Below are 21097 nucleotides of genomic sequence, written 5' to 3'. Positions count from 1 at the left end.
GCGTACGGGGTCGGTGCCCCGGCCGGTCACGAGCTGCGGCGGCGCCGCCGGGCCGCGACCGCGAGCGGGTCGACCTCCGGATGGGACCAGCGCCCGGCCAGCGCCAGGGACTCGGCGCGGCCGTCGCTGACGTGGTCGAGCGCGAGAGCGGCCGCCCGGTCCGCGTCACCGGCCGCGATCGCCGCGTACAGCTCCTCGTGCTCGGCGCACTGACGGGCCGGGTCGCGCTGCGCGGTCAGCCGGAACAGCCAGTGCGTGCGCGCTTCCAGGGGCCGCATCATGCTCGTCAGGAGCGGGTTCGCGGCGAGTTCCACGATGTCCGTGTGGAAGCCCGCGTTCGCGGCGGCGATCGCGGCCCTGTCCTGGTCCCGGGTCGCGGCGCGCGCGGCGTCGAGACGGGCCCGCAGCCGGGCGAGCCCCGCCGCGTCGGACCGCTCGGCGGCGAGCCGCGCGGCCAGTGACTCCAGCGACTCCCGTACGTCGAACAGATCGCGGACGTCGGCCGGGGTGAACGGCGCGACCAGTGCGCCCCGGTGCGGCACGAGCAGCACCAGGCCGTCCGCCTCCAGACGGCGCAGTGCCTCGCGCAGCGGGATCCGGGAGACGTCGAGCTCCGCGGCGAGATCGCGCTCCACGAGCCGTTCGCCCGGCTGGAGTTCGGCCTCCAGGATGCGCCGCCGCAGCGTGTCGTACGCACGGTCGCGCAGCGAGCCGCGCGCCGCGCCCGCCGGCTGTGCCGCTGTCACCAAGGGTTTCCTCCGATCGGATGCCGCTCTCACAGTAAGCGGACCGGACGGGGCGGAGCGCACTGCTAACCGGCCGCTAACACGCGGGCAACACGGGGCTCCCAGACTGAGGGCGCGTAACGGTATACCACTAGCGGGCCCGCGGGCCCCTCCCTCTGGAGGCATCTCAGTGGCACACACCCCTCCCCGGCGCGCGGGCGCCGTCGCGGCCGGACTCGGTCTCGTCCTGCTCACCGGGTGCGGCGGCGCGTCATCGGCGCAGACCGGCGCCGCGGACTCCGGCGACCTCAAGGTCGGCGTCCTGTTCCCCGGTTCGCTCTCCGACGACGGATTCATGGAGTCGGCGTACCGCGGATATCAGCGGGCGGCGCGGGAGCACCGGGGCAAGGTCGCGTTCAGCAAGGTCGAACAGGTCCAGGCCGCCGACTACGAGCAGGCCCTCGTCCGCTTCGCCACCACCTCCGACCTCGTCGTCTCGCTCGGCGGGCAGACCGACGCCGACGTCCGCAAGGTCGCCGCCCGCTTCCCGAAGGTGAAGTTCGCCGAGATCGGCGGCCCGGCCGACGCCCGCCCGACGGCCAACCTCGCGCTGTACGACCCGCAGCAGGCCCAGGCCGCGTTCCTGTCCGGCGCGGCCGCCGCACTGCTGTCGCAGAAGAACACGGTCGGCTTCGTCGGCGGCGCCGAACTGCCCGCCATCGTCAACGCGGCCAAGGAGTTCGAGCGCGGTGCCAAGGCGGCCGACCCCGAGGTGAAGGTCCTCGCGCCGAGCTACGTCGGCGACTTCAACGACGCCGCCAAGGCCAAGCAGTCCGCCCTCGCGAACTACGGCGCCGGAGCCGACGTCCTCGGCCAGATCCTCAACCTCGGCCACAAGGGCGTCGCCCAGGCCGCGCACAGCCGCGGCACCACCCTCATCGGCGGCCCGATCGCCCACGAGTGCGGCACCGACGAGGCGTACGCCGGATACGTCGAAACCGACATCGGCGCGGAGATCGAGTACGCCACCGACCGACTGGTGAAGGGCAGTTGGACAGCGGAGGCCGTCCACTTCGGCCTCGCCTCCGACGTGCCGCACAACGACCTCGTGCTGTGCGGCACGGCGGACCCGGCCGTGACCGAGCAGCTCGACGACCTGAAGGCGAAGCTCGCGTCCGGAAAGATCACCACTCGATGACGGCGGCACCCGCACTGGCGATCACCGGACTCACCAAGTCCTACGGCGGCGTACGGGCGTTGGACGGCGTCGACCTCGTCGTCGACGCCGGCACCGTGCACTGCGTCCTCGGCGAGAACGGCGCGGGCAAGTCCACCCTGTGCCACGCCGTCGGCGGCTCGCTCACCCCGGACACGGGCACCCTGCGCCTGTACGGCGAGGAGTACGCGCCGCGCCGCCCCGCCGACGCCCTCGCCGCCGGGGTCGCGATGGTGCACCAGCACTTCAGCCTCGTCGGCACCCTCACCGTCGGCGAGAACCTGCGCCTGCTGCGCCTGCCCGGCCTCGCCCGCCGGGTCGCGCAGGTGCGCGACGAGTACGGACTCGACCTCGAACTCGACGCGCTGGTGGGGGAGTTGCCGGTCGGCGTGCGACAGCGCGTCGAGATCGTGAAGGCGCTGCTGCGCGCACCCCGGCTGCTCGTCCTCGACGAACCGACCGGTGTCCTCGGCCCCGCCGAGACCGACGCGCTGCTCGTGACGTGCCGCCGGATCGCCGACGCCGGACACGCCGTCGTCCTCGTCACGCACAAGCTCGGCGAGGCCGCGCGGGCGGGCGACGCGGCGACCGTCCTGCGCGGCGGCCGGGTCGCGGGCGGCGGACGCCTCGCCGAACTGCCCGCCGAACGCCTCGTCCCGCTGATGATCGGCCGCGCCGCCGAGACGCTCGACGCGTCGCTGGCGGGCGCGGTCGGGCTGGGCGCCCCCGCGCCCGCAGCCCAGGACACCCGCACCGCGCCCACCGGTTCCGCCCTGCGCCTGCACGACATCACGGTCCTTCGCCCCGACGGCACCCGTGCCCTGGACGGCACCGGCCTCGACGTCCGGCTCGGCGAGATCGTCGGCATCGCCGGGGTCGAGGGCAACGGCCAGAGCGAACTGATGGCCGTGCTCGGCGGGTCCCGTACGCCGGAGCGGGGCGTGGTGGAGATCGGCGGCCGGGACCTGACCGGGGCCGGGCCCGCCGCCCGCACCCGCGCGGGACTCGGCGTCGTGCCCGAGGACCGGCACCACGAGGGCTGCGTCCCGCAGCTGTCCGTCGCGGAGAACCTGCACCTGGGCCGCCTCGACCGGTTCCGCAGGATGGGCGTCTTCCTGGACCGGCGCGCCCTGGCCCGGGCCACGGCCGACGTCCTCACCGACCACGCCGTGCGCGCCGCAGGCCCCGACGCCCCGATGGCGTCCCTGTCCGGCGGCAACCAGCAGAAGGTCGTCCTGGCACGGGAGCTGGCGCTCGAACCGCTGGTCTGCCTCGCCGCCGCGCAACCCACCCGCGGTCTCGACATCGGTGCCGTGGACGCCGTGCACACCCGCATCCGCGCCGCCGCCGCGCGCGGCGCGGGCGTCCTCGTCGTCTCCGCCGAACTCGACGAACTCCTCGCCCTGTGCGACCGCGTCCTCGTCGCCTACCGGGGCCGCCTCCTCGGCCCGGTCGACCCCCGCGATCCCGCTGCGCGGGAGCGGATCGGGCAGCTGATGGTGGGCGCCGATCCGGTCGGGACACAGCCGGTCGGGACACAGCCGGTCGGGACACAGCCGGCCGGGGCCGAGTCGACCGGGGCCGAGTCGACCGGGGCCGAGTCGACCGGGGCCGAGTCGACCGGGGCCGAGTCGACCGGGGCCGAGCCGGCCGGGGCCGAGCCCAGCGGGACCGAAGCGACCGGGACCCAGCCGGTCGGCGTCGACTCGGCTTGACGGCACCGCCCGTGTCGTCCTCCCTCTGCGTCGTCCCCGCTCCCGTCACCCCCGCAGGCCCCGCCATCGTCTCCCCGAGGACCCTCATGCCCCTGCCCGCCGCCACCACGGCGCCGCCACCGCCCCCCTCGCCGGCGCCCACGTCCCCTCCGTCTCCTGAGCCGCACCGCGCCACCCGGCTCCACGCCCTGACCCGGCACCCCGTGTCCGTCGCCGTGCTCGCCGGACTCGTCGCCGTCGGCGTCGGGCTGCTGCTCGTCATCGGCGCGGGCGCCGACCCGGCCGTCGCCGGGGCCGCCCTCCGGGAGGGCATGTTCGGCTCGCCGTACGCCATCGGCAGCTCCCTCGACTCGGCCGCCGTGCTCGCCCTCATCGCCACCGGCTTCACCGTCGCCCACCGCGCCGGACTCGTGAACGTCGGCGGCGAGGGCCAGTTGTGCGCGGGCGGCACCGCCGCCGCGGCCACCGGCCTCGCCCTGCCCGCCGGGACGCCGGGCGCTCTCGGTGTGCCGGCGATCCTCGCCGCGGGGTTCCTCGCCGGGGCCGCCTGGGCGGGCATCGCCGCGTGGCTCAAGGTCCGGCGCGGCACCAGCGAGGTGATCACCACCCTGCTGCTGAACTTCGTCGGCATCGGGATGGTCGCCGTCTCCGTGCACGAGGAGGCGCTGCTGCGGCAGCCCGTCACCTCGTCGGAGACGCTGCCGCAGTCCGCACCACTTCCCGCCGGGGCCCAACTGCCCCTGATCGGCGGCCCGGAGTCACCCGCGACGGCCGTCGTCGTCATCGCCGCCGTCCTCGCCGTGGCGACGGGCGTCGTCCTGCGGCACACGGCCGTCGGCCTGCGACTGACCGCCGTGGGGCACTCGCCCGCCGCGGCCGCCCGCCTCGGGTTGCCCGTGGGCCGGCTGGAAGGCGGCGGCCTCGCCTTCGCCGGCGGACTCGCGGGCGTGGCGGGCGCCTGTCTCGTCGCCACCGCCCCGTACGTCCTCGCCGAACACTTCTCCTCCGGCTACGGCTTCTCGGGCCTCGTCGTCGGTCTGCTCGCCCGCGGCTCGCTGACCGCCGTCGCCGCCGCAAGCCTCCTCTTCGGCTTCCTCACCAGCGGCGGCATCAACCTCCAACTCGCCGCCCAGGTACCGGCGTCGACCGTCCAGATCGTGCAGAGCGTGCTCGTCCTGGTCATCGCCGCCGCCCTGCTCGTCACCCACCGCCGCACCGGGAGCACGTCATGAGCGCCGTCCTCGACGAACTCGCCGCAGGCGGCGTACGGATGGCGCTGCCGCTGCTGCTCGCCTCCTCCGGAGAACTCCTCAGCGAACGTGCCGGAGTCCTGAACCTGTCCGTCGAAGGCATGATGCTCACCGGCGCGTTCGCCGGCGCCGCCGGTGCCCACGCCTCCGGCAGCGCGGCCGTCGGCGTGCTGACCGCGCTCACCGCCGGTCTGCTCTTCGCAGCCCTGCAGGCCCTGCTCAGCGTGACCCTGCGCGCCGACCAGATCGTCACCGGCATCACCGCCAACGCCCTCGCCCTCGGCGCGACGACCTACGGCTCCCGCCTGCTGTTCGGCGACGGCTCGCAGGACGCGCTGCCCGGCTTCGACCCGCTGCCCGTACCCCTCCTGCACCGCATCCCCGTCCTCGGTCCGGCCCTGTTCGAGCAGACCCTGCTCGGCTACGCCGCCCTCGCGGTCACCGCCGTGCTCGCCGTGGCGCTGAGCCGCCGCACGACCTGGGGACTCGCCGTCGACGCCGTCGGCGAGGACGCCGTCACCGCCGACCGCTGCGGCCTGCCCGTGCGGACGATCCGGTACGCGACCGTACTGCTCACCGGCGCCACCTCCGCCCTCGCGGGGGCCCAGCTCGCCCTCGCCGACGTGCACGCCTTCAGCGACAACATCACCGGTGGCATCGGCTATCTCGCCGTCGTCGCCGTGATCGCGGGCCGCTGGCGCGCCTGGCCGACGCTGCTCGCCTGCCTCGTCTTCGGCCTCGCCCAGTCCCTCCAGTTCGCCGCGCCCGCCCTCGGCCTGCACCTGTCGGCACCGCTCCTGACCACGCTGCCCTACGTGTTCGCGCTCCTCGCGGTGAGCGGACTCGTGGGCCGCAGCCGCGCCCCGGCGGGGCTCACCACCCCGTTCGTACGCGGCGGCTGACCCGCCCGCGCGCCCCGCACCCGCCCCCGTCCTCACCCGGGAGAATCCGCACGATGACCCTGATCCTCACCCGCTCCACCATCCGCACCCTGCTGGCCGACCAGGTCGAGGCGGTGGAGGCGGCCGTGGCCCGGGCCCACCGCGACCTCGCGCAGCGCAGAGCGGTGCTGCCCGCGCCGCCCGCGATGCAATTCCCCGGCGGTGACGGAACGTTCGTCGCGATGGCCGCGGCCTCCGCCCCGGACCGCCTCGCCACCGTCAAGCTCCTCGCCGACCTGCCGGGCAACCGCGCCGCCGGACTGCCCGTCCAGCGCTCCGCGGTCCTCGCGGTCGACGCGGAGACCGGCGCCTGCGCCGCCCTGCTGGACGGCGCCGAACTCACCCGGGTGCGCACCGCGGCCGCCACCGCCGTGGCCACCCGCGCCCTGGCCCGCCCCGACGCGACGACCCTCGGCCTCGTCGGCACCGGACCCCTCGCCCGCGCCCACGCCCGCGCCCTGCTCCCCGGCCGCCCCTACGACCAGGTCGTCCTGTGGGGCCGCACCCCGGAGCACGCGCACACCCTGGCGTCCTGGATCACCGCCGAACTCGGTGTCCCCGCGAAGGTGCTGGACGATCCGCGCGCCGTCACCGAGGCCGCCGACGTGCTGTGCACCCTCACCCCGTCCCGCGAACCGGTCGTCCGCGGCGCCTGGCTCGCCCCGGGACAGCACGTCAACGCGGTCGGCGCCCCGCCCCGGCCCGACCACCGCGAACTCGACACCGAGGCCGTCGTCCGCTGCCGGATCGTCGTCGACGCCTACGACACGGCACGCACCAAGTCCGGCGAGGTCCTCGTCCCGCTCGCCGAGGGCGCCCTCGGCGAGGACGACTTCCGCACCGAACTCGGCGACGTCCTCACCGGGCGGGCCCCCGGCCGCACCGCCACCGACGATCTGACCCTGTTCGACTCGGTGGGCGTGGGCCTCCAGGACCTCGCCGTGGCCCGGATGCTGATCGACCTGGCCCGGGAGCGGGGGACGGGCATCCCGGTCGACCTGGGCGCGTGACCGCGCGGGCCAGGACGGGCGGGGACCTGCGCCGCCCACCGGCGGTGGCCCCGGCCCGTCACAGCCGGCGCCACCGCGCCTCCGCCCACGAGAACATGCCGAACACGGCGAGGCCCGCCGCGACCGCGGCCAGCAGTCCCGGGCCTGCCGGGGTGTGGCTGAAGGACCGCAGCGTGTCGTCCATGCCCTTGGCGTCCCCGGGGCTGTGGCGCACCGCCGCCACGACGAGGAAGACCCCGACCGCCGCGAAGACACAGCCGCGCGCCGTGCCGCCGACCGTGCCGAGGACGTCCACGCAGCGTTCCACCACGGGGGACATCTCCGACGTCCGCAGGTCCTTGCGGTAGGCGCGCCGGATCGCCTGGACGGCGATCCACCCCGCCGCACCGATGGTGCCCAGACCGACGGCCGCCACGATCCACTGCCCGGCGGGCCAGCCGAGGACGGTCGCCGTGAGGTCGTCGGACTGCTGGTCGGACGCACCGCTTCCGCTGCCCCGGTCCCCGGCCGCGTAGGCGAGCACCGAGTAGCTCACCACGCCGTAGAAGACGAAGCGGCCCGCCCACAGGAGACGTTCGCGCACCTCGTCGTGGCGGAACACCGCCCGTGACAGGCACCACAGCGCGAGCGCGCCGAGGGCGAGCCCGAGCGCCACCAGCAGGAGCGTGCCGAACGGCTGGTGCGCCACCTCGGCCAGCGCCCCGCCCCGGTCCGCCTGCCGGCGCTCGTCCCCGGCGAAGGAGATGCGCAGGGCCAGTACACCGATGAGCAGATAGACGATGCCGCGCGCGACGAACCCGGCCCGCGTCGCACCGCGCGCGGCCCGGCCGTCGGCGACCCGCCGTGCCGTAGCGTCGATTCCCATGGCTGCCGGATGCCCCGCCCCGCGGCGGACACGCTCCCGACCGGCTGGGATCATCGCCGGCATGACGACGACACCGCGATGGAACGGTGACCGCGTCGCCTTCCGGCAGGCGACGCCCGCGCAGACCGACGACGTGCTGGAGGTGCTCGACGAAGCCGCAGGCTGGCTGGCGGACCGGCGGATCGCCCAGTGGCCGGCCCGCTTCGAGGCGGCCTGGATCGAGGAGGCCCTCGCACGCGGTGAGACCTGGCTCGCCCACACCGACGACGGGATCGCGGGCACCGTCACGCTGGACCGTGCCGACCCGCTCTGGGCGGACACCCCGGGCGACGCCGTCTACGTGCACCGGATGGCGGTGCGCCGCCGGGCGGCGGGCCTCGGCGCGGTCGTCCTCGACTGGGTCCAGGACACCGCCGGCCGCGACGGCACACCCACCGTGCGCCTCGACTGCGTGCGCGCCAACGACCGACTGCGCGCGTACTACGCGTCCCACGGGTTCGCCCACCGCGGCGACGTCCCGGTCACCGGCGCACCCGGCCAACGGGGCGCCGGCGGGCCGGTCACCTGGGTCAGCCGCTACGAGCGCACCCGGCCCCCTGCCTGAGCGCGCCCCGGCGCCGACATAATGGCCCGGTGACCGTCACCCCCACCCCCAACTCCCCGTCCCCGGAGCACACTTCGGTCGTCGTCGTGGGCGCGGGTCCCGCCGGGCTCGCCCTCGGCACCGTCCTGCGCGACGCCGGGATCGACTGCGTGGTCCTGGAGTGCGAGACCCGCGCGTTCATCGAGCGGCGCCCCCGGGCCGGCGTCATCGAGGAGTGGGCGGTCGACGCCCTCGACCGGCGCGGCCTCGCCGGGAACCTGCTGAAGCGGGCCGAGCGGCACACCGCCTGCGCGTTCCGCTTCGACGGCGGGCAACACCGCTTTCCCTACACCGAACTGACCGGCCGTCACCACTTCGTGTATCCGCAGCCGCTGCTCGTCACCGACCTGGTCCGGGAGTACGCGGACGTGCGCGGCGGAGACATCCGGTTCGGCGTGCGCGACGTGACGGTGCGGGACGTCGGCACCGACCGGCCGACGGTGACGTACACCTGCGCCGGCACCGGTGAACAGCGTTTGCTGCGGGCCGAGTTCGTGGCCGGCTGCGACGGGGCCCGGGGCGTGACCCGCCGCGCCCTGACCGACGCCGGTGCGCGCGTCGCCCGGCACGACTACGGCATCGGCTGGCTGGCCCTGCTCGCTCAGGCGCCGCCGTCGGCGGACTGCGTCCTGTTCGGCATGCACCCCGACGGGTTCGCGGGACAGATGCCGCGCAGCCCCGAGGTCACCCGCTACTACCTGCAGTGCCCGCCCGGCGACGACCCCGCGAACTGGCCGGACGAGCGGGTCTGGACCCAGCTCCACCGGCGCCTGGCCGCCGACGGGGCGGCGCCGCTCACCGAGGGGCGGCTGATCGAGAAGCGGGTCCTCGACATGCACGACTACGTCGTGGAACCCATGTCCGTCGGGCGGCTCTTCCTCGCCGGGGACGCCGCCCACCTCGTCGCCCCGATCGCCGCCAAGGGCATGAACCTCGCCCTGCACGACGCCTTCCTCCTCGGCGACGCCCTCGTCGCCCACCGGTCCGGCGACGACAGCGCGCTGAGCGCCTACTCACGGGACTGCCTGCGCCGGGTCTGGGACTACCAGGAGTTCTCGCAGTGGCTGTCGGAGGTCTACCACGGGATCTCGCACGGCGACCCGTTCCGCGCGGGCACCACGCTGGCCAGGCTGCGCCGCCTGTTCACCTCGCCCGCCGCGGCGGCCGCCTTCGCCGAGCAGTACCTGGGCACGGCCGACCGCTACTGACCGGACGGGCCGGGCGCTTCACAGCGTGACGGCGATCCCCACGTGCGGCTTCTGGCGCAGCCGCAGTCCCTTGCGCAGCCAGCCGCCGACCCGGGAGAGCAGGTACTTCTCGGCGAGCAGCACCCGGGTGGCGGCGGTGCCCGCCTCGTCGAGGATGCGGGCGGTGCCGGAGGCCGTCGGCGCGTCGGGGGCGGTGCGGCCGCGCACGTCGCAGACGGTGACGTCGACGGCGGGGTTGTTCCGGATCCGCTTGACCTTCCAGGAGTCGGCGGCGGTCAGCACGAGCAGCTCACCGTCCCGCTCCACGTGCCAGAGCGGCGTCGACACCGGGGCGCCGTTCTTGCGGTAGGTCGTGAGGCTGATGTATTTGCTGGGGCGGATCTCGTCCATGGCTGCCACAGCGGCGAGCTTAGATCAGCATCCGCCCCGTCGGCGCTCCGGGGCTCAGCGCATGTCGGCGGGCCGCTGCGTGCCGTCGAAGGGGAAGCGGCGGCGGAAGTCGTCCGCCGCGTCCTCCAGCGTCACGAACGACACGCCCTCGTGCCCGGAGACGTACTCGATGAAGCGCTCCAGCATGAGGAGGACCTGCGGGCGGCCCGACACGTCGGGGTGCAGGGTCACCGGGACGACGGCGTAGTCCAACTCCCGGTGCACCCAGTCGAACTGGTCCTTCCAGTCCTGTTCGAGGGCGCGCGGCGACACGTAGCCGTGGCTGTTGTGGGAGTGCTTGTTGAACATCATGGGCGGCAGGTCGTCGACGTACCAGTTGCCGCAGAACTCGACGAGGTCGACCTCGTGGCCGTGCACCAGCGGCTTCATCCAGTCCTTCGCCTCCGCCGAGTAGTCGATTTTCGTCCAGGAGTCGCCGACGCGGGCGTAGAAGGGCGTGAAGTCCCGGTAGTTCTGGGAGTGGTCGTAGGAGAAGCCGTACTTGTGCAGCAGCGCGGCCGTCGACTCGGACATCTCCCACCACGGGGCGACGTACCCCTTCGGCCGGCGGCCGGTGAACTCCTCGATCAGGTCGACCGACTTGGCGAGGACGTCCTCCTCCTGCCGCGGGGTCATCGCGATCGGGTTCTCGTGCGAGTAACCGTGCGCACCGATCTCGTGGCCCGCCTCGACGACCATCCGGGTCTGCTCGGGGAACGTCTCGATGGAGTGGCCGGGGATGAACCAGGACGTGCGGATGCCGTACCGCTCGAAGAGCTTCAGCAGGCGCGGCGTGCCGATCTCGCCCGCGAAGACGCCGCGCTGGATGTCGTTGGGCGAGTCCTCGCCGCCGTAGCTGCCGAGCCAGCCGGCGACCGCGTCGACGTCGACTCCGAGGGCGATCTGGATGTCTTTGGGCATGAGTGAACTACTCCTTCAGATAGGCGAGGTGGGTTGCCGGGAGAGCCGGGCTAGCGGGGGAGCCGGGCGGTGAGTTCGGCCGTGGCCGTGGCGAGCGCCTCGGTGTCGGCGGGCGCCCAGGCGCGCTCGCGCATGCTGTGCACGGAGATCCAGCCGGTCAGCGCGCCGCCGCTCTGCACCGGCGACAGCATCTGGGCGCGCACGCCGTACACGTCGGTCAGGGCCTGCGGCGGGTGCGGGGCGTCCCGGAAGTGCGGCTGCACCAGTGGGCGCCGCTCGGCCTCCAGCCACTCGACCGTGTTCAGGCGGCGCTGGTCGAGCGAGGCGTCGCGGCGGATGGAGCGGACCCCGGGGCGCAGCGCCTCGCCCGCGGTGAGGTCCACCGCGAGCCCGTGCTCCGGCAGATCGACCCGGAACGTCGTCCGGTCCGCGCCGGTCGCCCGCAGCAGCTCCGTCAGCACCTGCTGGATCCGGGCACGCAGGCTGCCGTCGCGCAGCAGTTGCCCGTACCCGGCCCAGGACGGTCGCGCCCCGGCCAGGTCGAGCGCTCGCCACAGCGTGGCCGTCACGGAGTCGAACACCGGGATGTCCAGGGCCCGTTCGAGCCGCTCGGCTTCGAAGGCGCCGTACACGTTCGTGCACACGACGGCGACGGCCTGCGCCCCGTCGGTCGCCGCCGCCTCGATCTGCCGGGCGACGGCGGCGGCCGGTATCCGGGCGAACGCCTCGTTGTCGGCCTCGCCGAACGGCTCCGCGAGGACGCAGTCGACGCCCTCCTTCGCGTACGTCGCCACGATCGCGTCGGCGACGTCGCGGGTGTAGGGCAGGGCGAGGCCGAGCCTGCGCACGCCGTACGCGGCACAGGCGTCGAGCAGCGCCAGCGTCGACGTGGTCGCCGGGATCCCGGTCCCGGCCGTGAGCGCGGCGGCCAGGGCGCGGTCCCGCTCCACACCGAGCCAGGATCCCGACGTCCCGTTCCAGACGAGGACGTCGACCTTGGCGTCGGCGAGCTGCTCGGCCGCCGCCAGCATCGGCTCCGGGTCGAACTGGGCGTCGCTGCCCGCGTCCAGGGCGATCCGGGTGACCGGCACCCGGGCGAAGTGCGCGGTGGCCGCGCCCGCCGACCCGTGCAGCAGCCCGTACGTCACGGGCTCCAGAGTGGTGTTGGACGACGGGGTGAGCATGCCCACCCGCAACGGGCGTACGGCGTCGGTGAGTTCGGACATCAGGCGGCCAGCCTCCGGGAGTAGTCGATGGCCAGGGACGAGACGGTGAACAGGACGCCCGCGCCGACGAAGTACAGCAGCGCCCAGGTGTAGGAGCCGGTGCCGCCGACGATGAAGCCGACCGCGATCGGGGTGACGATCCCGGCGATGTTGCCGGACAGGTTCATGGCGGCGCCCACCACGCCGGCGTTGGCGCGCCCGCCGAGGATCGACGGCAGCGACCAGTACAGGCCCGCCCAGCGCAGGAAGAACAGCACGACGGAGAGGAGAAGGACGGCGGTGAGCGCGTCCGGGACGAGGACGACCCCGAGCAGGCCGCCGACGACCGCCGCACCCGCCACGCCCATGAGCGTGCGCAGCACCGTGTTGGCCCGTCCGCCGCGGGCCTGCCAGCGGTCCGCGAGCCAGCCGCCGAGCAGCTCGCCGACGAAGCCGGAGCCGAAGATGACGAGCGTCGACCAGCCGATGGTCTTGATGTCGAAGCCCTTGGTCTCCGACAGGTACAGCGGACCCCAGGTGAGCACCCCGTAGAAGACGCCGTTGAAGCCCATCCAGCCCAGGCACATGCCCCAGAACGAGCGGTACTTGAGGTAGGCGGAGAGCCGGGCCCGGACGTCGGCGACGGGGCTCGCCGCGTCCTCCTCGGCATGCGCGCGCTCGACGTAGGCGGCCTCGGCGGCGTTCACCGCGGGGTGCTCGCGCGGGGTGTCGCGCAGGTACCACAGGGCGAACGCGCCGACAGCGACGGTCACCACGCCCGCCACCACGAAGCTGGCGCGCCAGCTGCCCGTCCAGGCGATCAGACCGGAGATGGCGATGCCGCCGAGCGCGGAGCCGAGCGGGGCGCCGCCGTCCATCAGCACGGCGCCGCGCCCGCGCTCCTCGGCGGGCAGCCAGTGCGCGTTGAGCTTGCCGCCCGCCGGCATCACCGGCGCCTCGACCGCGCCCAGCAGCAGCCGGTAGCCGAGCAGCGAGCCGACCCCGGTCGAGGCGGCGGTCAGGGCGGTGGCGAAACCCCAGCCCACGCAGGCGCCGCCGGCCATCCGGCGTGGCCCGAACCGGTCGATGAGCTTGCCCGCGGGGATCTGCATCAGCGCGTACGTCCAGAAGAACGCGCTCAGCACGAACCCGGTGACCTCCTTGGACAGGTGCAGGTCCGCGGTGATGAGCGGGAGTGCCACGGACACGGAACCGCGGTCGATGTAGTTGAGCGTCACGACCCCCAGGAGGAGGACGAAGACCTTCCAACGGGTCCGGCTGGGACGGGAGTTCGCGGCGCCGGGCATGGGCGCGGGCGGTGCGGGTCTGACGGTCTGAACTGGTGGTTCCGTACGCTCCGAGCGGGGAGTTGGCATGGTGGACCCTCGGTTCGGGTGGAGTGAGTGGAGGATCGTGCGGCGGCATGGGGACAGACGGGCACGTCGCTGACGTGCGCCTTACCGCTTATGGCATACCAAAGGATGGAGAGCCGAGGCCCGCTCGTCAAGGGTTTGGTATACCGTGAGGACTTCGTTGCAGGTCAGGCATGGGCCGGACATGGGGGTGTGACATGGCGGGAGCCGAGATCCAGGGGAGCTTGCTGCGTGACCAGGTCTGCGAGGGCATCCGCGACCGGATCATCACCGGCCAACTGCGGCCCGGTGACCGGCTGGTGGAGCGCGAGGTCGCCGAGGAGTTCGGCGTCTCCCGGATCCCCGTGCGCGAGGCGATCCGCGTCCTGCTCGGCGAAGGCTTCCTCCAGGCGCTCTCGCCGCGCCGCATCGTCGTCCGTGAACTCTCCCGCCAGGACGTCCTCAACCTCTTCGACCTGCGCGAGGCCTTGGAGGTGCTCGCCGCGCGCCGGGCGGCCGAGCAGGCGGAGCCTGTTCAAGTACGGCGCCTGGAGCGGTTGTTGGAGAGCGCCCGCAAGGCGACGGCGTCCCGGCGGGCCGACCGGGTGTCGCGCGCCAACACGGCGTTCCACCACCACATCGTGGACCTCGCGGGCAACGAACTCCTCGCGGCCGCGCTGCAACCCCTCGAAGGCCGGATGCGCTGGCTGCTGCAGCAGGTGGACGACCCGGCGGCGGTGTGGGAGGAGCACGCCGCGCTGTGCGAGGCGATCGCGGCGGGGGACGGCGAGAAGGCGGCCCGCCTCGCGCTGGAACACGTACGGCACTACCGGGCCGTGGCGTTGCGTCTGCTGTTCCAGGACGAGGAGGGGGTCGAGAGTGGCGAGGGGGCGGGGGGAGCCGAGTGACCTGAGGGGACTCAGGGGCCCAGGGGATTCAGGGGATTCAGGGGACTTAGGGAACTCAGGGGACTCAGGGAACTGAGCGACGCGGCCGGGCGTCTAGCCGAGCATGTTCGTCCTGCTGATGTACGCCGCGATCCTCGCGGCCCCGCTCTGGGCCATCGCGGTCGCGGTGAAGCTGATCTCGGTCGCGCTGCCGGGCCGCCGCCCCGACTGGGGCAGGGACCTGCTGCGCTGGAGCGCGGCGATGGCCGCGGCGGCGGGCGTGCTCGTCTACGTGATCGGGCTCGGCGCCGTCCAGTGGAGCGCGAGCGAGGCGGAGTCCGGTGCGGGCTCGTCGCCCGCGGAACCCTGCCGGGACCTGGCCCCGGGCGTGCTCGCACGCCTCGCCGGCCATGAACCGTCCTACTTCCCGCTGGGCTTCGACTGCGTCCTCGACGACGGCAGCACGGTCACGGGCAGCGATGGCTATGCGTGGCTGAACGGCCTCGCCGCCGGGTTCGGCCTTGCCGCCGTGCTGCTGGTGCTCGCGGTCGGGTTCCTCGACGAACGCCGGGCACGGGCCGTCAGCCGGACGTGACCGGCGCCGCCAACGCCACCCGCGCCGCGGGCGGCAGCGGCGTGTGCGTGGGGGAGGCCTCGAAGGCCTGGATCACATAGGCCGCGAAGCGCCGGGACGCCGCGATCCGGGTGGCCGCCGAGCGGGCGTGGATGCCCCGCTGCGCCATGACCATGAGGATGAGGTCGTCCAGCACGAAGTCCGGCCGCAGGTGCCCGGTCGCCTTGGCGCGCTCGGCCAGCGTGGCGGTCGCCCGCAGCGTGCTCGTGCGGTCCGCCGCCCAGTCGACCGCGTCCGGATAGGCCGACAGGAACGCGTCGGTGAACCCCCGGTCGAGGGCGTGCACCTCGCAGATCTTCTCGATCACCAGACGGAAGCCGTGCCACGGATCCGGATCGGCGAGCCCCTCGTCGACGATGGTGCGGCACGCCCGCATCTGGTCGGTGAACGCCTCCGTCACCAGCGCCTGCTTGGTGGGGAACCGGCGGTAGAGGGTGGCCGGGCCGACCCCGGCACGCCGGGCGATCTCCCGCATCGGCACGTCGAGCCCGTCGGCGGCGAACAGGTCACGGGCCGCGTCGAGGATGCGCTCCCGGTTGTCCCGGGCGTCGGAGCGCAGGTTGTGAGGCAAACGTTCGGTCACCTCTCTCACTTTACCGAAGTGGACGGGGGCGTCCATTAACGTCCGGAGGCGCATCACACCCCCTAACTACCGCAAACAGTTATGAACCGCCCGCACCAGGAGGCGACAGTGAAAGCAGTCCAGATCCGGTCCTTCGGCAGCCCCGACGGCATGGCCGTCGTCGACGTCCCCGCCCCGGCCCCGGCCGCAGGTCAGGTGCTGATCACCAACGAGGCGATCGGCGTGGGCGGCGTCGACGTCCTGATCCGCAACGGCGCTCTGGCGTCCTACGGCTTCGCCGAGGGGCATGTCCTCGGCAGCGAGGTGGCGGGGACCGTGACCGCGGTCGGCCCGGACGTCGATCCGGCCTGGGTGGGACGGCGGGTGTGGGCGTTCACCGGCACGGGCGGCGGCTACGTCGAGCAGGCCGCCGTACCCGTCGCGCAGGTCCGCCCGATCCCGCGGGAACTCTCCGCCGCGGACGCGGTGACCGTCGGGAGTTCCGTGGTCGTGGCCCATTTCGCGCTGGCCCACGCCCATTTCGCCGCCGGCGAGTCCGTGCTCGTACGGGGCGCGGCGGGCGGCCTCGGCATCAACACGGTCCAGCTCGCGGCCCGCGCCGGAGCCGCCACCGTGGCGGTCACGACGTCGTCGGCCGAGCGCGGCGAGCGGCTGCGGGCGCTCGGCGCGACCCACGTCCTGGACCGCACCGGCAAGGGGGACGCCGACGCGCCGTCGCACTACGACGTCATCATCGACGTCGTCGCGGGACCCGACCTGCCGTCGTTCTTCGACCGGCTCGCCCCCAACGGCCGCATGGTGACCATCGGCCTGCTGGGCGGTCCGCCGCCCGCGGACTTCGGCATGGCGATGATGGGCGCGTTCCGGAGGTCGCTGTCGTTCGCCACCTTCAGCGCCGACACGGTGCCCGCGGCCGGCCAACAGGCGGTGCAGGCCGAGCAGTTCGCCGCCGCGATCCGGGGCGAGCTGGTGTCGGTGGTGCACGAGGTGCTGCCGCTGGAGGACGCCGCACGGGCGCACCGGAAGATGGACGCGGGCGAGGTGTTCGGGCGGGTCGTCCTCACCCCGTAACCGTCCCCGCAACTGCCCCTGACCTGCCATGAACTGGCTGTTCGCCCCGACTCGGCCGCGGGGTGGACAGCCGGTTCCCGTATGCGGCCTCGGCAGCCAATTGCGTGCGGAGCGTTGACATCCAAGTGGCGCACGGTAAATCTGTAGAACCTCATCAGCAAGAAGACGACAGATTCGCGCAATTTCTGTAGCGCACACCCGTACGCCCTCCGGTACTCACCGCCCCCACGGAGTTAGAGGACGCCATGAGATGGAAGCAACGCAGCCGACGGCTGCTCATAGCCGCGTTCGGCGCGGCCCTGATGACCGCCGGGTTCCTCCCCGCCACCGCCACCGCGGCCCCGGCACCGGCCGAAGCGTCGAACCTCGCCCTGAACAAACCGATCGAGGCGTCCTCGTCGACGCAGAACTACGTCGCCTCGAACGCCAACGACAACAGCACCAGCACCTACTGGGAATCCAGCGGCAGCCCGTCGACGCTCACCGTGAAGCTCGGTGCCGACGCCGACCTCGACGCGGTCGTGCTCAAGCTCAACCCCGACGCCGCCTGGGCCACCCGCACCCAGAACATCGAGGTGCTCGGCCGCGCACGGTCCGCGCAGGGCTTCACCACGCTGAAGTCCCGCGCCGACTACACCTTCAACCCGGCGGGCAACCAGAACACCGTCACGATCCCGGTCACCGGCCGCGCCGCCGACGTCCAGCTGAAGATCTACAGCAACAGCTCCGGATACGGTGGCCAGGTCGCCGAGTTCCAGGTCCTGGGCGCCGCGGCCCCCGCACCGGACCTCACCCTGACCGACCTCACCTGGACCCCCGCCCAGCCGTCCGAGAGCGACTCCATCACGGCCGACGCCACCGTCCGCAACACCGGCGCCGTCGCGGCCGCCGCGACGACCGTGAACGTCAGCCTGGACGGCACGGTCGCGGGCAGCGCCCCGGTCGGCGCGCTGGGCGCCGGTGAGTCGGCGACCGTTCCGGTGACCATCGGCAAGAGGGCGCAGGGGAGTTACACCCTGTCCGCCGTCGTCGACCCGACGGACACGATCGCCGAGCAGGACGACACCAACAACAGCCGCACCGCCCCCACCAAGCTGACGGTCGGTCAAAGCCCAGGCCCCGACCTGGAGATCACTGGGATCACCTCCAACCCGGCCAGCCCCGCGGTCGGTTCGAGCGTCTCCTTCACCGCGAAGGTCCACAATCGCGGCACGAGCGCGGTGAGCGCCGGGTCCGTCACCCGCCTGACCGTCGGCGGCGCCACCCTGAACGGCACCACGCCCGCCGTCGCCGCGGGCGCCACCGCCACCGTCGACATCGCCGGAACCTGGACCGCCGCCTCGGGCGGCGCCACCCTCACCGCGACCGCCGACGCCACCGGCGTCGTGGCCGAGACGAACGAGAACAACAACACCTTCGCCCGCTCCATCGTCGTCGGGCGCGGCGCCGCCGTGCCGTACGTCGAGTACGAGGCCGAGGACGCCCGGTACGACGGCACGCTCCTGACGAGCGACGCGGAGCGCACCTTCGGGCACACCAACTTCGCCACCGAGTCCTCGGGCCGCAAGTCGGTCCGCCTCAACTCCACCGGCCAGTACGTGGAGTTCACCTCCACCAGCGCGACCAACTCCATCGTCGTGCGCAACTCCATCCCGGACGCACCGGGTGGCGGCGGCCAGGAGAGGACGCTGAGCCTGTACGCCGACGGCACGTTCGTGCAGAAGCTGACCCTGTCGTCGAAGCACAGCTGGCTGTACGGGAACACCGACCAGCCCGAGGGCCTCACCAACACCCCCGGCGGCGACGCCCGCCGCCTCTTCGACGAGTCGCACGCCCTGCTCGCGCAGACCTACCCGCAGGGCACCACGTTCCGCCTGCAGCGCGACGCCGGTGACGACGCCGCGTACTACGTCGTCGACCTGATCGACCTGGAGCAGGTGGCCCCGGCCGCGAGCAAGCCCGCCGAATGCACCTCCATCACCGCCTACGGAGCCGTCCCCAACGACGGCGTCGACGACACCGCCGCGATCCAGAAGGCCGTGACCGCCGACCAGAACGGCGACATCGACTGCGTGTGGATCCCCGCCGGACAGTGGCGCCAGGAAGAGAAGATCCTCACCGAAGACCCGCAGAACCGCGGCCAGTACAACCAGGTCGGCATCCGCGACGTCACGATCCGCGGCGCCGGCATGTGGCACTCACAGCTCTACACGCTCACCCCGCCGCAGGACGCGGGCGGCATCAACCATCCGCACGAGGGCAACTTCGGCTTCGACATCGACGACAACACCAAGATCTCCGACATCGCCATCTTCGGCTCCGGCACGATCCGCGGCGGCGACGGCAACCAGGAGGGCGGCGTCGGCCTCAACGGACGCTTCGGCAAGAACACCAAGATCAGCAACGTCTGGATCGAGCACGCCAACGTCGGCGTCTGGGTCGGCCGCGACTACAGCAACATCCCCGAACTGTGGAACCCCGGCGACGGGTTGGAGTTCACCGGCATGCGCGTGCGCGACACCTACGCGGACGGCATCAACTTCTCCAACGGCACCCGCAACTCGACCGTCTACAACTCCTCGTTCCGCAACACCGGCGACGACGCGCTCGCCGTCTGGGCCAACAAGTACGTCAAGGACACGTCGGTGGACGTCGGCCACGACAACGCCTTCCGCAACAACACCGTGCAACTGCCCTGGCGCGCCAACGGCATCGCCGTGTACGGCGGTTACGGCAACAAGATCGAGAACAACCTCGTCTCCGACACCATGAACTACCCGGGCATCATGCTCGCCACCGACCACGACCCGCTGCCCTTCTCCGGACAGACCCTCATCGCGAACAACGGCCTGTACCGCACCGGCGGCGCGTTCTGGAACGAGGACCAGGAGTTCGGCGCCATCACCCTGTTCGCCCAGGGCCAGGACATCCCGGGCGTCACCATCCGCGACACCGACATCCACGACTCGACCTACGACGGCATCCAGTTCAAGACGGGCGGCGGAGCCATGCCCGACGTGAAGATCAGTGACGTGACGATCTCCAAGTCGAACAACGGCTCCGGCATCCTCGCCATGGGCGGTGCCCGCGGCAGCGCCACGCTGTCCAACGTGAGGATCAGCGACTCGCGCGACGGCGACGTCCTCGTCGAACCCGGCTCGCAGTTCGTGATCAACGGCGGCCCGGCGGCCCGGCCGGACGCCGCGGTGCCAGGCACCCGGCAGGGCCTGTAACGCGTGCGCGGCTCCCCGCTTCCCGACCGGGTCCGGGGAGCCGCGTGCTGGCGGTCTCCGCCAACCACCGCCTACCATCGGCGTGTTCGTGCCCCAACCGGGGTACGTCATCGACTTCTGCTGCACCGATCACTCTGCCCGGTGACGGAGTCGGCGTGGGGCGCGCGTCCCCGCTGCACGCCGCTCTGGACGGCTCCAGGCGCGATCACGGGTCGGCCCATCCGGACGCCGACGGCCCCGTTGTGACGCGTCCCGCCGGGCGGCGAAGGGACGCGCCGTGCCGTCGGCGAACTATCGCACCGTCCTGCGCACTCCGGGCGCCACCGCCTTCTTCCTCGCGGCCACCGTCGGCCGGGTCGGCGCCGCCATGACCGGCGTCGGCATCGTCTGGCTGGTGCACGCCCGCACCGGCTCGTACGGCGCCGCCGGACTCGTCACCGGCGGCTTCGCCGTCGCCGATGCCGTCGCGGGCACCCAACTCGCCCGGCTCGTCGACCGGTTCGGGCAGACCCGGACCCTGCCGCTCCTCCTGCTCGCCCACGCCGGGGCCGTCACCCTGCTGCTCACCGAAGCAGTGCCCGACCTGCTGGCCGGCATTCTGGTCGGGGCCACCCTGCCCCAGCTCAGCGCCATGAGCGCGGCCCGCTGGTCCGCCCAGCTGTCCGGGACCAGAGCCGCCGAACTGCCCAGCGCCTTCGCCCTGGAGGCCCTCGCCAACGGCCTCTCCTTCCTGGCGGGCCCGGCCCTGGCGAGCGCGCTCGGCGCCGCCGGACGCCCCCGACCGGCCACGCTCCTCGCCGCGACACTCGTGATCGTCGGCGGCCTCGCCCTCGCCGCCCAGCGGCGCACCGCACCCCCGGTCGCCGGAGCCGCCGAACGCCACCGCGCCGGACGCGGCCTGCTCCGTGCCGAGTTCGCCCGGCTCGTCGCGATCACCCTCGCCCTGGGCGTCTACTTCGGCGCCATGCAGGTCTCCATCACGGCGTACGCGGTCGGCCGCGGCACCCCGGATCTCGCCACCCTGCTGTACGCGGCGTCCAACTGCACCAGCCTGCTGGGAGGCTGGGCGTACGGGGCCCGCCGCTGGGCGGCCCGGCCCGCACGCCAGCGGCTCGTCGCCGCCGCGGCCCTGACCGTCGCATGCCTGCCGCTGACCGTGCTCGACGCAGCCGGCCCGGTCGCCGTGTCCCTCGCCCTGACGGGCCTCGT

The 21097-nt window shown here is 73.4% G+C and carries 18 protein-coding genes and 1 pseudogene; 12 read left to right on the top strand and 7 right to left on the bottom strand.

Features of this window, described 5'->3' with window-relative positions; translation table 11 throughout:
• Positions 1–26: 26 nt before the first annotated feature.
• Positions 27–746 carry a GntR family transcriptional regulator gene (locus tag RBJ77_RS19970; RefSeq protein WP_372346259.1) on the bottom strand — a complete coding sequence of 240 codons (720 nt, stop codon included), beginning with the start codon at positions 744–746 and terminating at the stop codon, positions 27–29.
• Between the two features lie 169 nt (positions 747–915).
• Here RBJ77_RS19970 and RBJ77_RS19965 point away from each other — a divergent pair, with 169 nt between their 5' ends.
• Genes RBJ77_RS19965 through RBJ77_RS19945 form a run of 5 tightly spaced genes read left to right on the top strand, consistent with a single transcriptional unit; the run spans position 916 to position 6857 of the window.
• Positions 916–1923 carry a BMP family ABC transporter substrate-binding protein gene (locus RBJ77_RS19965; protein WP_372346258.1) on the top strand — a complete coding sequence of 336 codons (1008 nt, stop codon included), beginning with the start codon at positions 916–918 and terminating at the stop codon, positions 1921–1923.
• A complete protein-coding gene (locus tag RBJ77_RS19960; RefSeq protein ID WP_372346257.1) occupies positions 1920–3656 on the top strand; it encodes an ABC transporter ATP-binding protein in 1737 nt (578 codons plus the stop codon). The genes RBJ77_RS19965 and RBJ77_RS19960 overlap by 4 nt, the downstream gene beginning before the upstream one ends.
• 11 nt (positions 3657–3667) lie before the next feature.
• Positions 3668–4888, top strand: coding sequence for an ABC transporter permease (locus RBJ77_RS19955; protein WP_372346256.1), 1221 nt, complete (start codon positions 3668–3670; stop codon positions 4886–4888).
• Positions 4885–5808 carry an ABC transporter permease gene (locus RBJ77_RS19950; protein ID WP_372346255.1) on the top strand — a complete coding sequence of 308 codons (924 nt, stop codon included), beginning with the start codon at positions 4885–4887 and terminating at the stop codon, positions 5806–5808. The genes RBJ77_RS19955 and RBJ77_RS19950 overlap by 4 nt, the downstream gene beginning before the upstream one ends.
• A gap of 53 nt (positions 5809–5861) precedes the next feature.
• Complete coding sequence (locus RBJ77_RS19945; protein WP_372346254.1) at positions 5862–6857, top strand: ornithine cyclodeaminase family protein; 996 nt, start codon at positions 5862–5864, stop codon at positions 6855–6857.
• A 58-nt stretch (positions 6858–6915) separates the two neighbouring features.
• On the opposite strand, the gene RBJ77_RS19940 is transcribed toward RBJ77_RS19945, so the two are convergent.
• Entirely contained in the window at positions 6916–7722 is an 807-nt protein-coding gene (locus RBJ77_RS19940; RefSeq protein WP_372346253.1) for a DUF1206 domain-containing protein, read from the bottom strand.
• 61 nt (positions 7723–7783) lie between these two features.
• On the opposite strand from RBJ77_RS19940, the gene RBJ77_RS19935 reads away from it, so the two are divergent.
• Together RBJ77_RS19935 and RBJ77_RS19930 are read left to right on the top strand one after the other, a co-directional pair.
• Positions 7784–8326 carry a GNAT family N-acetyltransferase gene (locus tag RBJ77_RS19935; RefSeq protein ID WP_372346252.1) on the top strand — a complete coding sequence of 181 codons (543 nt, stop codon included), beginning with the start codon at positions 7784–7786 and terminating at the stop codon, positions 8324–8326.
• 29 nt (positions 8327–8355) lie between these two features.
• Positions 8356–9573: a 4-hydroxybenzoate 3-monooxygenase gene (locus RBJ77_RS19930; protein ID WP_372346251.1), complete on the top strand. Its 1218-nt coding sequence runs from the start codon at positions 8356–8358 to the stop codon at positions 9571–9573.
• Between the two features lie 18 nt (positions 9574–9591).
• Here the strand turns inward: RBJ77_RS19930 and RBJ77_RS19925 are convergent, their stop codons facing one another.
• The 4 genes from RBJ77_RS19925 to RBJ77_RS19910 are packed head-to-tail and all read right to left on the bottom strand — an operon-like array spanning position 9592 to position 13435.
• On the bottom strand, positions 9592–9963 hold the full coding sequence (locus RBJ77_RS19925; RefSeq protein ID WP_372346331.1) for a PPOX class F420-dependent oxidoreductase: 372 nt from the start codon (positions 9961–9963) through the stop codon (positions 9592–9594).
• Positions 9964–10017: 54 nt separating this feature from the next.
• Positions 10018–10923: a polysaccharide deacetylase gene (locus tag RBJ77_RS19920; RefSeq protein ID WP_372346250.1), complete on the bottom strand. Its 906-nt coding sequence runs from the start codon at positions 10921–10923 to the stop codon at positions 10018–10020.
• 50 nt (positions 10924–10973) lie between these two features.
• Positions 10974–12149: a GAF domain-containing protein gene (locus RBJ77_RS19915; protein ID WP_372346249.1), complete on the bottom strand. Its 1176-nt coding sequence runs from the start codon at positions 12147–12149 to the stop codon at positions 10974–10976.
• On the bottom strand, positions 12149–13435 hold the full coding sequence (locus tag RBJ77_RS19910; protein ID WP_372346248.1) for an MFS transporter: 1287 nt from the start codon (positions 13433–13435) through the stop codon (positions 12149–12151). The genes RBJ77_RS19915 and RBJ77_RS19910 overlap by 1 nt, the downstream gene beginning before the upstream one ends.
• A gap of 263 nt (positions 13436–13698) precedes the next feature.
• On the opposite strand from RBJ77_RS19910, the gene RBJ77_RS19905 reads away from it, so the two are divergent.
• Positions 13699–14388: a GntR family transcriptional regulator gene (locus RBJ77_RS19905; protein ID WP_372346247.1), complete on the top strand. Its 690-nt coding sequence runs from the start codon at positions 13699–13701 to the stop codon at positions 14386–14388.
• Positions 14389–14491: 103 nt separating this feature from the next.
• Positions 14492–14962, top strand: coding sequence for a hypothetical protein (locus RBJ77_RS19900; protein ID WP_372346246.1), 471 nt, complete (start codon positions 14492–14494; stop codon positions 14960–14962).
• Here RBJ77_RS19900 and RBJ77_RS19895 read toward each other — a convergent pair.
• A complete protein-coding gene (locus RBJ77_RS19895; RefSeq protein WP_372346245.1) occupies positions 14949–15584 on the bottom strand; it encodes a TetR/AcrR family transcriptional regulator in 636 nt (211 codons plus the stop codon). The genes RBJ77_RS19900 and RBJ77_RS19895 overlap by 14 nt on opposite strands.
• Positions 15585–15692: 108 nt before the next feature.
• Between RBJ77_RS19895 and RBJ77_RS19890 the strand changes: the two genes are divergently transcribed.
• From RBJ77_RS19890 to RBJ77_RS19880, 3 genes and pseudogenes are all read left to right on the top strand, one after another.
• Complete coding sequence (locus RBJ77_RS19890) at positions 15693–16655, top strand: zinc-binding dehydrogenase (protein ID WP_372346244.1); 963 nt, start codon at positions 15693–15695, stop codon at positions 16653–16655.
• A 245-nt stretch (positions 16656–16900) separates the two neighbouring features.
• Entirely contained in the window at positions 16901–19888 is a 2988-nt protein-coding gene (locus tag RBJ77_RS19885; RefSeq protein WP_372346243.1) for a CARDB domain-containing protein, read from the top strand.
• Positions 19889–20165: 277 nt separating this feature from the next.
• Positions 20166–21041 (top strand): annotated as a pseudogene (locus RBJ77_RS19880) (MFS transporter); the annotation flags it as partial.
• Positions 21042–21097 lie beyond the last annotated feature (56 nt).

Origin of the sequence: Streptomyces sp. KL116D (assembly GCF_030766975.1) — a bacterium.
Lineage (GTDB): Bacteria > Actinomycetota > Actinomycetes > Streptomycetales > Streptomycetaceae > Streptomyces > Streptomyces longispororuber_A.
Note: the sequence above shows the minus strand (reverse complement) of the source record. Positions and strands in the feature narration are given on the sequence as shown.

Bases quoted from the DNA above. Each gene is read 5' to 3' on its own strand.
- RBJ77_RS19940 (WP_372346253.1), bottom strand. From the start codon at position 7,722: ATGGGAATCGACGCTACGGCACGGCGGGTCGCCGACGGCCGGGCCGCG.
- RBJ77_RS19925 (WP_372346331.1), bottom strand. From the start codon at position 9,963: ATGGACGAGATCCGCCCCAGCAAATACATCAGCCTCACGACCTACCGC.
- RBJ77_RS19900 (WP_372346246.1), top strand. From the start codon at position 14,492: ATGTTCGTCCTGCTGATGTACGCCGCGATCCTCGCGGCCCCGCTCTGG.
- RBJ77_RS19950 (WP_372346255.1), top strand. From the start codon at position 4,885: ATGAGCGCCGTCCTCGACGAACTCGCCGCAGGCGGCGTACGGATGGCG.
- RBJ77_RS19915 (WP_372346249.1), bottom strand. From the start codon at position 12,149: ATGTCCGAACTCACCGACGCCGTACGCCCGTTGCGGGTGGGCATGCTC.
- RBJ77_RS19960 (WP_372346257.1), top strand. From the start codon at position 1,920: ATGACGGCGGCACCCGCACTGGCGATCACCGGACTCACCAAGTCCTAC.
- RBJ77_RS19885 (WP_372346243.1), top strand. From the start codon at position 16,901: ATGAGATGGAAGCAACGCAGCCGACGGCTGCTCATAGCCGCGTTCGGC.
- RBJ77_RS19910 (WP_372346248.1), bottom strand. From the start codon at position 13,435: ATGCCCGGCGCCGCGAACTCCCGTCCCAGCCGGACCCGTTGGAAGGTC.
- RBJ77_RS19920 (WP_372346250.1), bottom strand. From the start codon at position 10,923: ATGCCCAAAGACATCCAGATCGCCCTCGGAGTCGACGTCGACGCGGTC.
- RBJ77_RS19945 (WP_372346254.1), top strand. From the start codon at position 5,862: ATGACCCTGATCCTCACCCGCTCCACCATCCGCACCCTGCTGGCCGAC.
- RBJ77_RS19905 (WP_372346247.1), top strand. From the start codon at position 13,699: ATGGCGGGAGCCGAGATCCAGGGGAGCTTGCTGCGTGACCAGGTCTGC.
- RBJ77_RS19935 (WP_372346252.1), top strand. From the start codon at position 7,784: ATGACGACGACACCGCGATGGAACGGTGACCGCGTCGCCTTCCGGCAG.